13 protein-coding genes are annotated in these 14,073 nt (G+C 65.2%); 4 read left to right on the top strand and 9 right to left on the bottom strand.

What is annotated here, in order from left to right; translation table 11 throughout:
• Positions 1-199 precede the first annotated feature (199 nt).
• A complete protein-coding gene (gene adhE, locus QQZ18_RS07575; RefSeq protein WP_284539687.1) occupies positions 200-2,875 on the bottom strand; it encodes a bifunctional acetaldehyde-CoA/alcohol dehydrogenase in 2,676 nt (891 codons plus the stop codon).
• Positions 2,876-3,337: 462 nt separating this feature from the next.
• On the opposite strand from adhE, the gene QQZ18_RS07570 reads away from it, so the two are divergent.
• Entirely contained in the window at positions 3,338-4,348 is a 1,011-nt protein-coding gene (locus tag QQZ18_RS07570; RefSeq protein ID WP_284539685.1) for a LacI family DNA-binding transcriptional regulator, read from the top strand.
• Between the two features lie 94 nt (positions 4,349-4,442).
• Here QQZ18_RS07570 and QQZ18_RS07565 read toward each other — a convergent pair whose 3' ends face one another.
• From QQZ18_RS07565 to QQZ18_RS07530, 8 genes are all read right to left on the bottom strand, one after another.
• A complete protein-coding gene (locus QQZ18_RS07565; RefSeq protein ID WP_284539682.1) occupies positions 4,443-5,153 on the bottom strand; it encodes an energy-coupling factor ABC transporter ATP-binding protein in 711 nt (236 codons plus the stop codon).
• Positions 5,153-5,908, bottom strand: a complete 756-nt coding sequence (gene cbiQ, locus QQZ18_RS07560) for a cobalt ECF transporter T component CbiQ (RefSeq protein ID WP_284539680.1) — start codon at positions 5,906-5,908, stop codon at positions 5,153-5,155. Before cbiQ ends, QQZ18_RS07565 begins: the two co-directional genes overlap by 1 nt.
• Positions 5,898-6,458 (bottom strand): cobalamin biosynthesis protein CbiM, encoded by a 561-nt coding sequence (locus QQZ18_RS07555; RefSeq protein ID WP_284539677.1) that lies wholly within the window; start codon positions 6,456-6,458, stop codon positions 5,898-5,900. The genes cbiQ and QQZ18_RS07555 overlap by 11 nt, the downstream gene beginning before the upstream one ends.
• Complete coding sequence (gene cbiM / locus QQZ18_RS07550) at positions 6,455-7,081, bottom strand: cobalt transporter CbiM (RefSeq protein WP_284539675.1); 627 nt, start codon at positions 7,079-7,081, stop codon at positions 6,455-6,457. Before cbiM ends, QQZ18_RS07555 begins: the two co-directional genes overlap by 4 nt.
• Positions 7,082-7,102: 21 nt before the next feature.
• Positions 7,103-7,864, bottom strand: coding sequence for a DUF4198 domain-containing protein (locus QQZ18_RS07545; protein WP_284539673.1), 762 nt, complete (start codon positions 7,862-7,864; stop codon positions 7,103-7,105).
• Between the two features lie 96 nt (positions 7,865-7,960).
• Positions 7,961-8,413: a nickel-responsive transcriptional regulator NikR gene (gene nikR, locus QQZ18_RS07540; RefSeq protein WP_284539671.1), complete on the bottom strand. Its 453-nt coding sequence runs from the start codon at positions 8,411-8,413 to the stop codon at positions 7,961-7,963.
• A gap of 85 nt (positions 8,414-8,498) precedes the next feature.
• Positions 8,499-9,728 carry a DUF2325 domain-containing protein gene (locus QQZ18_RS07535; RefSeq protein ID WP_284539669.1) on the bottom strand — a complete coding sequence of 410 codons (1,230 nt, stop codon included), beginning with the start codon at positions 9,726-9,728 and terminating at the stop codon, positions 8,499-8,501.
• A gap of 1 nt (position 9,729) precedes the next feature.
• A complete protein-coding gene (locus QQZ18_RS07530; protein ID WP_284539667.1) occupies positions 9,730-10,233 on the bottom strand; it encodes a hypothetical protein in 504 nt (167 codons plus the stop codon).
• 226 nt (positions 10,234-10,459) lie between these two features.
• Between QQZ18_RS07530 and QQZ18_RS07525 the strand changes: the two genes are divergently transcribed.
• From QQZ18_RS07525 to parC, 3 genes are all read left to right on the top strand, one after another.
• Positions 10,460-11,182: an alpha/beta fold hydrolase gene (locus tag QQZ18_RS07525; protein WP_284539665.1), complete on the top strand. Its 723-nt coding sequence runs from the start codon at positions 10,460-10,462 to the stop codon at positions 11,180-11,182.
• Between the two features lie 29 nt (positions 11,183-11,211).
• A complete protein-coding gene (ybaK, locus tag QQZ18_RS07520; protein WP_284539663.1) occupies positions 11,212-11,688 on the top strand; it encodes a Cys-tRNA(Pro) deacylase in 477 nt (158 codons plus the stop codon).
• An 89-nt stretch (positions 11,689-11,777) separates the two neighbouring features.
• Positions 11,778-14,039 carry a DNA topoisomerase IV subunit A gene (gene parC / locus QQZ18_RS07515; RefSeq protein ID WP_284539660.1) on the top strand — a complete coding sequence of 754 codons (2,262 nt, stop codon included), beginning with the start codon at positions 11,778-11,780 and terminating at the stop codon, positions 14,037-14,039.
• The last annotated feature ends 34 nt before the right edge of the window (positions 14,040-14,073 follow it).

Raw genomic sequence — 14,073 nt, 5'->3', positions numbered from 1 at the left:
TCCCAGTTGGGCTGTTTATATTTCGAGAAGCCGGAGTCTCTTCGCTAAGAAGCTTGCGGTCTTCACAAAAATCGCTCCGGAAAGCCGGATGGCTCCCGTGTACGCCGATGACCTCCGGTTGTCACTTCAGAAGGTTTGAAGGCCTCCCAAAGCAAAACGGAGGCAGGTTGCCCCGCCTCCGTTCGCTGATAACCGGCCCTTATTCGGCTGCCTTCTTGCCCTTGGCAGGCTTGGCGGCCTCGGCGGGTTGGGCCTCAGCCGTTTCCGCCCGTTCGGTGGATTCGACGTAGGGCCGGCCGTAGAAGCTGTCGAGCAGGATCTGCTTCAGCTCCGAGATCAGCGGGAAGCGCGGATTGGCGCCCGTGCACTGATCGTCGAAGGCCTCGACGGCGATCTTGTCGACCTTGGCGAGGAAGTCGGTCTCCGACACGCCAGCGGCCTGGATGGACGCGGGAATGTCGAGCTGCTTCTTCAGGTCTTCAACCCAGGCGATCAGGTTGTCGACGCGCTGCTGCGTCCGCTCGCCACCCAGGTCCAGGTGCTGGGCGACTTCGCCATAACGAGCCCGGGCCTTCGGACGATCATACTGCGAGAAGGCCGTCTGCTTGGTCGGGTTGTTGTTGGCGTTGTAGCGGATCACGTTGGAGATCAGCAGCGCGTTGGACAGGCCGTGCGGCAGGTGGAAGGCCGCGCCGAGCTTGTGGGCCATGGAGTGGCAGACGCCCAGGAACGCGTTGGCGAAGGCGATGCCGGCGATGGTGGCGCCGTTATGCACCTTTTCGCGAGCGATCGGGTCGTTGGCGCCTTCCTTGTAGGCGGCCGGCAGATACTCCTTGAGCAGCTTCAGGGCCTGCAGGGCCTGCCCGTCGGAGTACTCGTTGGCCAGCACCGAGGCATAGGCTTCGAGAGCATGCGTGACGGCGTCGATACCACCGAAGGCGGTCAGCGACTTCGGCATGTGCATGACGAAGTTGGCGTCGATGATCGCCATGTTCGGCGTCAGCTCGTAGTCGGCCAGCGGATACTTCATGCCGGTGGAGTCGTCGGTGACGACGGCGAACGGCGTCACTTCCGAGCCCGTGCCGGAGGTGGTCGGAATGGCGACCAGCTCGGCCTTGATGCCCAGCTTGGGGAACTTGTAGATGCGCTTGCGGATGTCCATGAAGCGCAGCGCGAGATCCTCGAAGTGAACTTCCGGATGCTCGTACATCACCCACATGATCTTGGCCGCGTCCATGGCCGAACCACCGCCAAAGGCGACGATGACGTCCGGCTTGAAGGACATGGCGCGCTCGGTGCCCTTGCGGACGGCGGTGAGCGTCGGATCGGCCTCGACGTCATAGTAGGTCTCGACGTCCATGCCATGGGTCTTCAAGAGTTCGATGACGCCATCGGCATAGCCGTTCAGGAACAGGAAGCGATCGGTGACCACCAGCGCGCGCTTCTTGCCCTCGAGGTCCTTGAACGCTTCGGCGATGGCGCCGCGGCGGAAGTAGATGGACTTGGGGAGCTTGTGCCAGAGCATGTTTTCGGCTCGCTTCGCGACGGTCTTGCGGTTGATGAGGTGCTTCGGACCGACGTTGTCGGAGATCGAGTTGCCACCCCAGCTGCCGCAACCGAGCGTCAGAGAGGGCGCCAGGTTGAAGTTGTAGAGATCGCCGATGCCGCCGAGGGCGGACGGGGAGTTGATGAGGATACGGGCCGTCTTCATCTTGTCGCCGAAGGCGGCGACGCGCTCCTTGTGGCCGTCCTGGTCGGTGTAGAGCACCGAGGTATGGCCGATGCCACCAAGCGCGACCAGCGCGGCGGCGGCGTCGACGGCAGCCTCGAAGTCAGGCCGACGATAGAGAGCCAGCGTCGGCGACAGCTTCTCGTGAGCGAAGGGCTCGCTCTCCTCGACGCTGTCCACTTCGCCGATAAGGATCTTGGTGTCGGCGGGAACGGCGATGCCTGCGGACGCGGCGATCTTGACGGCCGACTGGCCGACGACGTCCGGAGACAGGTGGCCGCCGGGGAACACCACGTTGCGAACGGCGCCGAGTTCGTTGCCGCTCAGGATGTAGCCGCCATGGCTCTGGAAGCGCTCGCGCACCGCGTCATAGACGCTGTCGACGGCGATCACCGCCTGCTCGGAGGCGCAGATCATGCCGTTGTCGAAGGTCTTGGACATCAGGATCGAGGCAACGGCGCGCTTGATGTCGCCGTACTCGTCGATGACCACCGGCGCATTGCCGGCGCCGACGCCGATGGCGGGCTTGCCGGAGGAGTAGGCCGCCTTGACCATGGCCGGGCCACCGGTGGCCAGGATCAGGTTGACGTCGGGGTGACGCATCAGGGCGTTGGAGAGTTCGACGGACGGAGTGTCGATCCAGCCGATGATGTCGGCCGGGGCGCCTGCGGCGACGGCGGCGTCAAGCACCAGCTTGGCGGCGGCGCAGGTCGACTTCTTGGCGCGCGGGTGGGGGGAGAAGACGATGCCGTTGCGGGTCTTGAGCGAGATCAGCGCCTTGAAGATGGCGGTCGACGTCGGGTTGGTGGTCGGGACGATGCCGCAGATGAGGCCGATCGGCTCGGCGATGGTGATCGTGCCGCCGAGCTCGTCTTCCTCGAGCACGCCGCAGGTCTTCTCGTCCTTGTACTTGTTGTAGATGTATTCGGAAGCGAAGTGGTTCTTGATGACCTTGTCTTCCACCACGCCCATGCCGGTCTCCTCGGCCGCCTGCATGGCGAGCGGGATTCGGGCCGAGGCGGCGGCGAAGGCTGCCTGACGGAAGATCAGATCGACCTGCTCCTGGGAGAACGTCGCATAGATCTGCTGGGCGCGCTTGACGCGGGAAACCAGCGCGTCGAGGTCTGCCGGGCTGTTGATGGGCATGTTCTTCTCCTGTCTTCCAAGCATTCGTCCCGAAGGCATTTTGTTCGTTCTGCCGGCGGACGCCATCGTCTGGCGTTGGGCCGGCCGGGCTGTCTGACCCTTAGGGCGAGGCGGGTGCGGAGGCCTTTCGGCAGTCCGCTTTGTTTTGTCCCGTTGCATATGGGATCGTTTTCAGTCCGGTGGTCAAGTCTTGAACCGATTAAGTCCTCTGTGCGTAGTGGTACTACAGACCGGCCAAAATTCTTCTAAAAGGCGTTGATAGAAAAGGTGAAATCGACGAGTTCCGGGGCGTTTGGCCACGCTGTTCCCCGGGGCTGCTAAACCGTTCGAGAATCCTATCAGAAAAACTACTGATTTCAAATTGGTGCCGCTGAGCAAGCTTCATGTAATCCTTTTCAGTGGCTTTCAGGGCGGGGAGGACGCCATCGGAAAGTGCGGGCGAGGTCGTGGGACCTTTGAAAAATGGCAACTAGTATCAAGGACGTGGCGCAGCGGGCGGGAGTGTCGGTAGCCACCGTCTCGCGCGTCTTCGGCAACGGCCCGGTCAGCCCGGAACTGCGCGAGCGGGTGGAAAAAGCTATCGCGGCGACCGGCTATCGTCCCAACCTCTCGGCTCGCCGATTGCGCTCCCAGCATTCCCAGACCATTGGTCTGATGGTGGCCGATATCCGCAGTCCGTTCTTCACGGCATTGAGCCGGGTGGTCGAGGACGAAGCCTATCGCTCGGGCATGCGGGTGATCCTGTGCAACACCGACGAGAGCGCCGACCGCGAGGCGATGTATCTGCGCCTCATGGAGGAGGAGCGCGTCACCGGCCTGATCTGGGCTCCGACTCGCGGCAGCCTGGAGCGCCTGGCCGACGATGATCTGCCGTTTCCGGTGGTCCTGGTCGATCGCGGCGGGCCGATCGGCCGCCATGACAGCGTCGTTCTCGACAATCATCAGGCGACGGCGACTCTGGTTCGCCACCTGCATGCCATCGGGCGCAGCCGCGTCGTCGGTCTGTTCGGCAACACTTCGTCGACCGCCGTCGACCGCCACCTCGGCTATATTTCGACGACCGCGTCGCTCGGCCTGTCGTCGGAAGCCTTCTTCGTGGCTCCCAATGCCGATGCCGCCGAGCGCGAGATCCTCAAGGTGTTCTCCCGCCCCGACAGGCCGGACGGCGTCATCGCCTCCAGCAACCTGATGCTGCTGGGCGTCGTCAAGGCGATGCGGCGGCTGGATCTGAGAACGCCCGACGACGTTGCCATCGCCGGTTTCGACAACGAAACCTGGTCTGAGTTGGTCGGGCCGGGCCTCACGGTGATCGAGCAGCCGGTTGGCGACATCGGCCGCATGGCGATGACCTTGCTGTTCGATCGGCTGAAGACGCCCAAGGCTCCGGCGCGCAAGGTGATGCTGTCCGGCCGGCTGATTGTGCGCGGCTCGACGGCGCCGGTGACCGGCCTCGTCGACGAGCCGGTGGACTAAATCGCCTCGCGTCCTTCAGGACGTACGGCGATTTGGTTTCTTGTTGGCGCATCGGAACTCCCGAAAACCGGTTCCCAATTTTCGGTCCGATGCTTCAGTCCTCGTCGACCGGATGGAAGTGCACGTGGTCGTGCCGGTGCTGGTGTCTGTGTGCCACCGCCGGCTTCAGTCGGCCGTCTTCGAGCAGCACTACCCGCGTCGACAGCGTCGATAGGAAGTGCGCGTCGTGCGACACCAGGATCATCGCCACCGGCAGGTCGGCGAGGATGGCGGTGAGGCGATCGAGGTGGGCCTCGTCGAGCGCGTTGGTCGGCTCGTCGAGCAGCAGCACGTCCGGATCCATGGCGAGCACACCCGCCAGCGCCACCAGCCGCTTCTCGCCGCCGGACAGATGATGGGTGACGCGCCTTTCGAGCGACATGAGGTCGAGGTCGGCCAGCACGGCCCTGGCACGCTCGAGTGCCTGAGCCGGCGTGAATCCGAGATTGAGCGGGCCGAAGGCCACATCCTCGATGACGGTGGGTGCGAACAGCTGGTCGTCCGAATCCTGAAACAGGAAACCGATCCGCTGGCGCAGGTCGCGGAAATCATTCTCTTCGCGTCGAGGGCGGCCGAAGGCCACCAGTTCGCCGGCATGCAGCGCTTCCAGCCCGACGATGGCACGCAGCAGTGTGGTCTTGCCGGCTCCATTGGCACCGGCCAGCGCCAGCCGTTCGCCGCTTTCGAGACGCAGATCGACCCGGTCGAGCACCAGCCGGCCGTTGCGCCGGACACTGACGCCGGAGAGATCGAGAGGTATGGTCATCAAAGCCGATCCACGAGAAGGGCGCCGACGACGAGAAGGCCGGCCAGTCCGGCCGTCCCCAGGTCGACGATCCCGAAGCGTTCCAGCGTAACAAGCGGAAACCGCCCTGCGAAGCCCCGGCAGCGCATCGCCTCGTTCACCCGCTCGGCGCGCTCGACGGCCCGGACCAGCAACTGGCCGATGAAATGGCCGTAACTTCTCATGGTGTGGACGTTGGTCCCCGGTACGAAGCCGCGCAGACGCATGGCGTCGTGAAGGCGCCGTGCCTCGGCGCGCAGAAGCTCGATGTAGCGGATGGCAAACAGGAAGACCTGGACGAGACGCGCCGGAAGACCGAGGCGGCCGAGAGCATGCCCAAGACGGATGGGCGTCAGGCCCGAAACCAGCGGCAACACGACCAGCGCGGCCGCGCTGATGCGAAGAACCAGCGTGATCGCCCGTTCGAGACCGGGCAGGGACAGGCTGAGCGGGCCGATCTCGATGAACGGAGGGAGCCGTGTCAGCAGCGGCAACGCGATGAACAGGATCAGCAGAAAGCCTTCGATGTGCAGCAGGCGGCGGGCCGTCTGCCGCGCCGAAACGCCGGCAAGTCCGGTCAGCCCCAGGCCGAGAAGGAGCGCCAGGCCGAGCAGCGTCCATGACTTGAGGTTGACGAGCGCCAGAACGAGGATCACGGCGACAACGACGCGTGTCCGCGTGTCGAGCCGGTCCAGACATGAAGCGTGGGCGGTGGCGTCAGCCGCATCAACTGCCATGGCCGCTCCGGCGCGAACGGAACCACGCCCAAAGACCGGCGAGACCGACGATCCAGCCAAGGCCGCCGATCAGGTCGTTGAAGCGGACGCGTCCGTCGGCGGCGTCATAGGCCTCCATGAGCGGGCGGATCTGCCGCGCGACCGCCGCATCGACCGCTTTGGCGATCCGGGCATCAATGTCGTCCGGAAGAGCGGTTGTCGCCGATGAAGGCGCTTTGACCTCCCGTCCGGCGGCTGGCGTTCCGTCGGTCGAAATGTCGACACTGGCCAGGTGGCCGTCGCCGCCGGCCAGGGTCAATTTATAACGACCGGGCGTTGGCGGCGTGAAGCTGAACCCACCGTCCACTCCGGTCTTGAGGCGACTCACCTCCTTGCCGTCCGGCGTCGCCACCACCAGATCGGCGCCCTCCGGGCGCCCACCGCCGATATAGAAGCCGTAGCCGGCAATGGTTTCACCGGTCACCTGGGCGAACAGCTTGAGGCGATGCGCTTCGGCCGGCGAAGCGAGGCAGGCAAGGGCGACGAGAGCGGTAGCGAGGCTGCGGATCACGGGCTGGTTCCGATGAGGGGGGATGCTCCGATCATCTCCGGTTTCACCTTGAGAAGATAGAGCGTCACAAAAGCCGTCACCAAGGCTTCGATGGCGGAAAGCGGCAGATACGCCACCGCCATCACGCCGATGGCGGGTGCGAATGCCGGTTCCGACACGGCGATTTCCATACCGACCAGACTGGCGGTGACGAGAACCGAAAGCGCGGCCGCGAGGCCGGCGAGAGCTGCCGAGCGGGCAGGGTGACCGACACCGATGAACGGACGGACGGCCATGGCGAGCAGGACACCCGGCAAGGCCATGTTGAGGAGATCCACGCCGAGCACGGTCAGCCCGCCGAAGCCGAACAGCAGAGCCTGAAGCAGCAGGCCGACGAAGATGGCCGCAAACGCCTTCCAGCCGAGCATGAGTCCCATCAGCCCGCCGAGCAGCAGGTGAACGGAGGTTGGCCCGAGCGGGAAGGCCAGGGACGAGGCGATGAAAAACACGGCGGCAAGCAAGGCCGTTCGCGGGATGTCGCGATCGCCGAGCTGGCGAACGCCAAGCCAGAGGCCGCCCGCGCCGGCCAGCGTGCCGACGGCGAGAACCGGCAGCGACAGGACACCGTCGGGGATATGCGCCATGTCAGGCCTCGCGTCCGGTCGTCATTTCGTCCCGCCCATGTCGGTCGCCTTCACCCACATCAGCGCGCCGAGTTCGGTGGAGGCCGGCTTGCCGTCCGGGGATTGAGCCTCGGGACCATCGATCAACGCGGCGAATCCCCACCATCCCGCCCTCGGCATCGCGTAGGAAAAGACGCCCATGTCGTCGGCCTTGATGACTTGAGTGATGAAGGCCTCGTTGGGGGGCGTCACAGAGCCGTCGTTCACCCACTCCACCTCGACCTCCGCTCCCGGCACCGGCTGGCCGTCCTTGAGGACGACGCCCCGGAACAGGTTTCCGGTCCAGATACCGGTCGGCCGAACGAGCGGCTCGATCTCCACCGGCAAACCGACAAGGCGGTCCCAGCCGTCACCGGAGGCGTAGCCATCCACCACGACCTTGGCATAGTGGACGATGTACTTGTTCTCGGCCGGCTCCCAGTAGGGCTTGGGTTCGACGAACAGCACCTGGGCACCCGGCTCGGCGATGTCGCGCGCAAAGCGCCACGCCTGCTTGCCGTCGATCGGGGTTTCGACAAGGGTTCCCGAAAGATCCTCGATGCCATTTTCCGTGGCGACGCCGACGCGCGTCGGCTTGGCCATGTCCATGGTCGGGCCACGTTCCATCGGGTGGGTGAAGACGAGATCGACCGTGACCTTGCCACCATCGGGCAACACATCTTCCGATGGCAGGATTTCCTGGAAGTGGGCTAGCGCCGGGGCTGTGAGGGCGATCAGAGTGGCAGCGGCGATGAAGATGCGCATTGGTCTTTCCGTCTTGTGTTGGTATGACGAAAATACAAAATCATCATACTTGCGCAATACGGTAAAAGGCTAAGGTCGCCCTGTTCGACGCTTCGCTCAGCCGGATGCGTCGTGCGTGTGGCCATGCGGCGCGGCGCGTTCACCCTTTCCTTCGAGCGGCACGACCACGAGGCGACCGTAACGGACGCCGCGCTCGGCGGTGAGGTGCTCGGCAAAATGGCTGATCTCGCCCGCCCGCCCCCTGAGCAGCGTCACCTCCAGGCAGTTGGCCTCGTCGAGGTGGACGTGGGTCGTGGCGAGCGACAGGTCATGATGGTGGTGGTGGACCGCCGCGAGCCGTCGCGCCAGCTCGCGCTTTTCGTGATCGAAGGTGTAGACGACGGCGGCGACGCAATCGCGCTCGGGATCGACGGTCGTCGCCAGTTCCCCGAGCCCGGCGCGCGCCAGGTCGCGGATCGCCTCGGAGCGATTCTGATAGCCACGCCGGGCGATGAAGGCATCGATTTCCTCGACGAGGTCGTCGTCCAGTGTGATGGTTACCCGCTGCAAGGCGCTCTCCTGATTTCGGACCGGCAGGTGTCCGTCGTCGGGAAGGTAGCAGGAGCGGGCCGGGTAGGGATAGCCGGTCGTCCCCCTACACTCGGGCGAGTTCGCTGGCGAAGGACGAGTAGCTCGCCGAGGACAGCGGCAGGTAGGTCTTGTTCATGCGGCCGCAGATCGTCTTCAGTTTCTCGACGGCGGTGTGGCTGACGCAGTCGACCGGGAACATCACCACGTCGGCACGGCCGAGTACGCCGTCCAGCGCTTCGGCCGATTGTTCGGCGCCGCCGTCATGGTGGATCAGGGAACCGCGACAGCGTTCGACGAGATCGCGCATGCGCGACACGGTGCGTGGTCGCCCGCCGATATAGGCGATGCACCGTCCTTCGAGGTTGAACGGGCAGTCTTCGGCGCAGGCGCCGACTGGGCAGGGCGAAGCCTCGGCCAATCGGTCGGACAGGTCCTCGGCTCGCGCCTCCGCGGCGGCGAGGCGGCCAGTCAGGGCCTCCACTTCGGCGACGAGCCGGTCGTTGCGGCGAAGGGCGAGATCGAGCCGGCGGGCAAGGTCGTCGGCTTTGCCGGCAAGGCGTGCCGTTTGCTCCCCGCCTTCCAACTCGGCGACACGGGCGCGCAACGTTGCCGCCTCCCGCACGAAGGGCTCGATGCCAGACACCAGACGGGTCAGGCGTCCAATCTCCCGGTCGCGGCCGGCCAGCGCTTCCAGATGGCCGGCATTGGCCTGCTCAAGCCGGCGGGCGAGGGTGGCGCACTGTTGCTCGGCCAGCGAGCGGGCGCGGGCGTCGCCACGGTGCGAGGCGCCGCAGAGGTGCGACATCATGTGCACCTCGCCGAAGACGCGGACTTCCAGCGCTCCGCCGAGATGAACGTGGCTCATCACGGCCCAGAAGGCGCCCGCGATCTGTCCCTCGGCGACTTCGCGATCCCAGAAGGCCGATAGCTCCTCTTCCGAGCGGCAGCGAGACGCCTTGCGCACCGCTCCGGCGTGGTTGGCGTCGAGAAGCTTCTGGACGGCCCCGGAGGCGCGGTTGCGGTTCGACATGGAGTGCACGAAAGCCCCGTGCAACTCGTAGTCCGTCATCAGTTCGACGCCGTGGAAGAGGCCGAGCCGTTTCGCGGTCTTGCGCAACTCCGCCAGGGTCAGGCAGGTGCCGAGCGTCACGCAGTGGCAACTCTTGGGCAGGTCCCAGATCTTCGGCCGTTCGTGACGAACGGGGCGGAGAGAGGGCCTGTCGATCGAGAGGGAGGATAGTGACGTCGCAGCCTCGACAGGCCCCGGAAGCGAGAAGACGGGCTTGCCCAACATGTCAGTTTCCCTTGGGCAACAGGACGCAGAGGGCGCGATCGATCGCATCGGCCGACACCTCCAGCTCGAACGGGCAGCCGCGCCCGGCGCAGAGGTCGGCGTGTGCGCAGCGGAAGATGCCGGCCCGCATCTCCACGAGATCGGCGCACATTCGGGCTTCCACCTCGCTGCGGTCTGGCGGGTCGAGCGCCTCCAGAACGGCGCGGCGCACCGCGACTTCCCGGTCGACGGGCATGTCCGGAGCGATGCCCACCGGCGCATGGACGAAACGATAGAGGCGTGACATGCCGACGAGGCTGGCCGCGTGGCCGCCCGGCGCGTGTGGACGGGGTACGAGAGCGCAGCGTTCGGTCAGCCGGCGGCAGGCCAGGGCGTCGGGCCGATGATCGACGAAGGAGTCACCGGATTTGCGCCGTTTCTCCCCGCCAATGAACCGCACGAGGACGAGGAGGTCCTCGACGTCCTGGGGGTGCCAGCTTTCAGGCGGAAGGTAGGGCGCGTTCATGATCGGCTTCCGACGATAGGATGTGCCGATAGGGAGCATAACTTGAGTTAATTAGTCAAGTATAAGTGAAAGTGACTACGGCGATGCGGATTGCCCTTGCCCTTCAACCTGTGAACCGCCAATCTGCGACGGCCCGCGCGTCCGTCCGGAGTTGCGATTGTCCACATTGTCTCCAGCCGCTTTCGAGGTCCGTCTCCATCATTCCGGAGGCAACGGAGCTCCGCTCTTGCTCGTCCACGGCTTCGGCGCCGATCGTCGCACGTTCACGGCCAACCAGCCGGCGCTGTCGGCGGTCGCCGACGTCTGGTCGCTCGATCTGCCGGGGCACGGGGCATCGCCCTGGACGGAAGGGATGGCGCCGTCGGCCGTCGCTTTCGCCGATGCCATCCGCAGCGCGCTCGATGAGGCCGGCGTCGGTCGCGTCGACATGGTCGGACATTCGCTCGGAGGTGCGGTGTCCGGTGTTTTCGCCGCACGCCATCCCGACCGTGTGAGGTCGCTGACGGCGCTGGCCGCTTCGGGCCTTGGCCGGCCGGTTCCGCGCGTCTTCGTGGAGACCTTGCCGACCCTGACCGACGTCGAAGCCACCGAACATCTGCTTCAGCGCCTGTTCGTCAGGAAGAGCCTCGCCAACCGGCGCCTGGCGCTCTACATGCTCGACGAACTCGAAAAGCCCGGCCGCCGGGCCGCGCTGTCGCGCATTGCCTCGGAAATGACGGCGATCTCCGCCGAGGCGGATGCCGCATTCCACAAGGTGGCCGAGGCCGGCCTGCCGCGTCTGGTCATCTGGGGCGCAGGCGACGCCGTCAACCCGCTTGACGAGGATCGTCTGGTCGCCGTCGGCGGCGAGCGCTTCGTCATTCCGGAAGTCGGTCATTTGCCGCACGTCGAAGCGGCCGTCGCCGTCAACCGCCGGCTCCCCGCTTTTCTGGCCGGGCTCGCCGCCTGACCTTTTCTGGACGCAACAGGGTCTTTCCGATGTCCCGCACCACTCGCGCCACCCAGTTCCTCGACAAGGCGCGCGTCGCCTATGAGACGGTCACCTACGACTATGATCCCGACGCCGACCGCATCGGCATGCAGGCGGCCGAAGCGATCGGCGCCGAGCCGTTCCGTGTGCTCAAGACGCTGATGGCGGAGGTGGACGGCAAGCCGGTCTGCGTCGTCGTGCCGTCCGACCACGAAGTCAGCATGAAAAGGCTCGCAGCCGCCTTCGGCGGCAAGTCGGCCCAGATGATGAAGCCGGCCGAGGCCGAGCGGGTTACCGGCTACCACGTCGGCGGCATCTCGCCCTTCGGCCAGAAGAAACGAGTGCCGACCGCCTTCGAGGAAGCGGCGCTCGCCCACGAAACGGTCTACATGAACGGCGGTCAGCGCGGCCTTCAGGTTCACCTGAAGCCGGCCGACGCGGTGAAGGCGCTGGATGCCAAGGCGGTGCCGCTCGTGGCGGATTGACACTAATCCGGGGACAAAACGTGCACGTTGGCGGATAACCGCTTGCCATTCTGTTGCACTTGGGCGGGGGCGATTCTACCCATCGTGCCATGGGCAAGGAACTGATTCCCTCCGACGGCATCGAGCCGATCAATCTTCGTGAGGCGCTTGAAGAGCGCTATCTCGCTTATGCGTTGTCGACCATCATGCACCGGGCGCTGCCCGATGTGCGCGATGGCCTGAAGCCAGTGCACCGGCGCATCCTCTATGCCATGCGCCTTCTGCGCCTCGACCCCGGCAACGCCTTCAAGAAGTGCGCCCGCGTGGTCGGCGACGTCATCGGCAAGTATCATCCGCATGGCGACGGCGCGGTCTACGAGGCCATGGTGCGCCTCGCCCAGGATTTCTCCCAGCGCTATCCGCTGGTCGACGGCCAGGGCAACTTCGGCAACATCGACGGCGACAGCGCTGCCGCCCAGCGCTACACCGAAGCGCGCATGACCGAGGTCGCCCGCCTGCTGCTGGACGGGCTCGACGAGGACGCGGTCGACTTCCGCGAGACCTATGACCAGGCCGACAAGGAACCGGTGGTCTTGCCCGGCGCCTTCCCGAACCTGCTCGCCAACGGCTCGGCCGGCATCGCGGTCGGCATGGCGACCAACATCCCGACCCACAATGTCGCGGAAATCTGCGACGCCGCCATCAAGCTGATCGACGCGCCCGAGACACCGGTGGAGGGGCTCGTCAACCGCGACCAGGGTCCGATCCGCGGACCGGACTTTCCGACCGGCGGCATCATCGTCGAGAGCCCGGAGGCCATCCTGGAGGCCTACCGCACCGGCCGGGGCGGCTTCCGCGTTCGTGCCCGCTGGCACCGCGAGGATCTAGACCGCGGCATGTGGCAGGTGGTGATCACCGAGATCCCCTACCAGGTGCAGAAGGCCAAGCTGATCGAGAAGATCGCCGAGCTGATCACCGATCGGAAGGTGCCGCTCGTCGAGGATGTCCGCGACGAGTCGACCACCGACGTCCGCGTCGTCATCGTCCCGAAGTCGCGCAATGTCGACGACAAGCTGATGATGGAAGCGCTGTTCCGCATGTCGGAACTGGAAAGCCGCTTCCCGATGAACATGAACGTGCTGTCGCGGGGGCAGGTGCCCAACGTGCTCGGCATTCGGCAGGTGCTCATCGAATGGCTCGCGCATCGCCGCGAGGTGTTGATCCGCCGGTCTCAGCACCGGCTTGACCAGATCAATGCCCGCCTGGAGCTGCTCGAAGGCTTCATCATTGCCTATCTCAACCTCGACGAGGTGATCCGCATCATCCGCGAGGAGGACGAGCCCAAGGCCGAGTTGATCCGCGCGTTCGGTCTCACCGAGACGCAGGCCGATGCCGTGCTCAACATGCGGCTGCGCAACCTGCGCAAGCTCGAGGAAATGGAAATCCGCAAGGAACACGCGGAACTCTCCAAGGAAAAGGCCGAGATCGAGGATCTGCTCGGCTCCGAGAAGAAGCAGTGGAAGACGGTGCGCTGGCAGATCGCCGAGGTGAAGAAGGAATTCGGCGCCGACAGCAAGATCGGCAAGCGCCGCACCAGCTTCGGCGACGGCTCCGCTCACGCCGTCGACGACGTGATGGAAGCGCTGATCGAGCGCGAACCGATCACCGTCGTCGTCTCCGAAAAAGGCTGGATTCGCACGCTGAAGGGACACATTTCCGATGTCTCCGGCCTGCAGTTCAAGGCCGGTGACGGGCTGAAGCTGTTCTTCAAGGCGGAGACCACGGACAAGCTGATCGTCTTTGCCGACAACGGCAAGGTTTTCACCCTCGGGGCCGACAAGCTGCCCGGCGGGCGCTCGTCCGGCGAACCGATTCGGCTGATGGTCGACATGGACGACGGCGCCGATGTCGTCGATGTCTTCGTGCACAAGCAGGACCGCAAGCTTCTCGTGGTGTCGTCGGACGGCTACGGCTTCATTACCGCCGAGGCGGATCTCGTTGCGACGACCCGCAAGGGCAAGCAGGTTCTGAATGTGTCGTCCGGTCAGAAGGCCAAGCTGATGGTTCCGGTCGAAGGCGATCACGTCGCCATCATCGGCGAGAACCGCAAGTTCCTCATCTTCCCCCTGGTCCAGGTGGCGGAAATGGGACGCGGCAAGGGCGTGCGCCTTCAGAAGTACAAGGATGGCGGCGTATCGGACGTGCGGGTCTTTGCGGCCGATGCCGGTCTCATCTGGACCGATGCGTCGGGGCGCGTGTTCCAGAGAACGGTGACCGACCTTGCCGACTGGATCGGCGACCGCGCAACTGCCGGACGGCTGCCGCCTCTGGGATTCCCGAAATCGAACAGCTTCGGCCCGAGGGGACTCTGACGAGTCGTCCCAGGCTATAACGATTAAATACTAC

Source organism: Pleomorphomonas sp. T1.2MG-36 (genome assembly GCF_950100655.1).
Classification (GTDB): domain Bacteria; phylum Pseudomonadota; class Alphaproteobacteria; order Rhizobiales; family Pleomorphomonadaceae; genus Pleomorphomonas.
The sequence above is the reverse complement of the archived record's forward strand: the minus strand, read 5'-3'. Positions and strand labels throughout refer to the sequence as shown.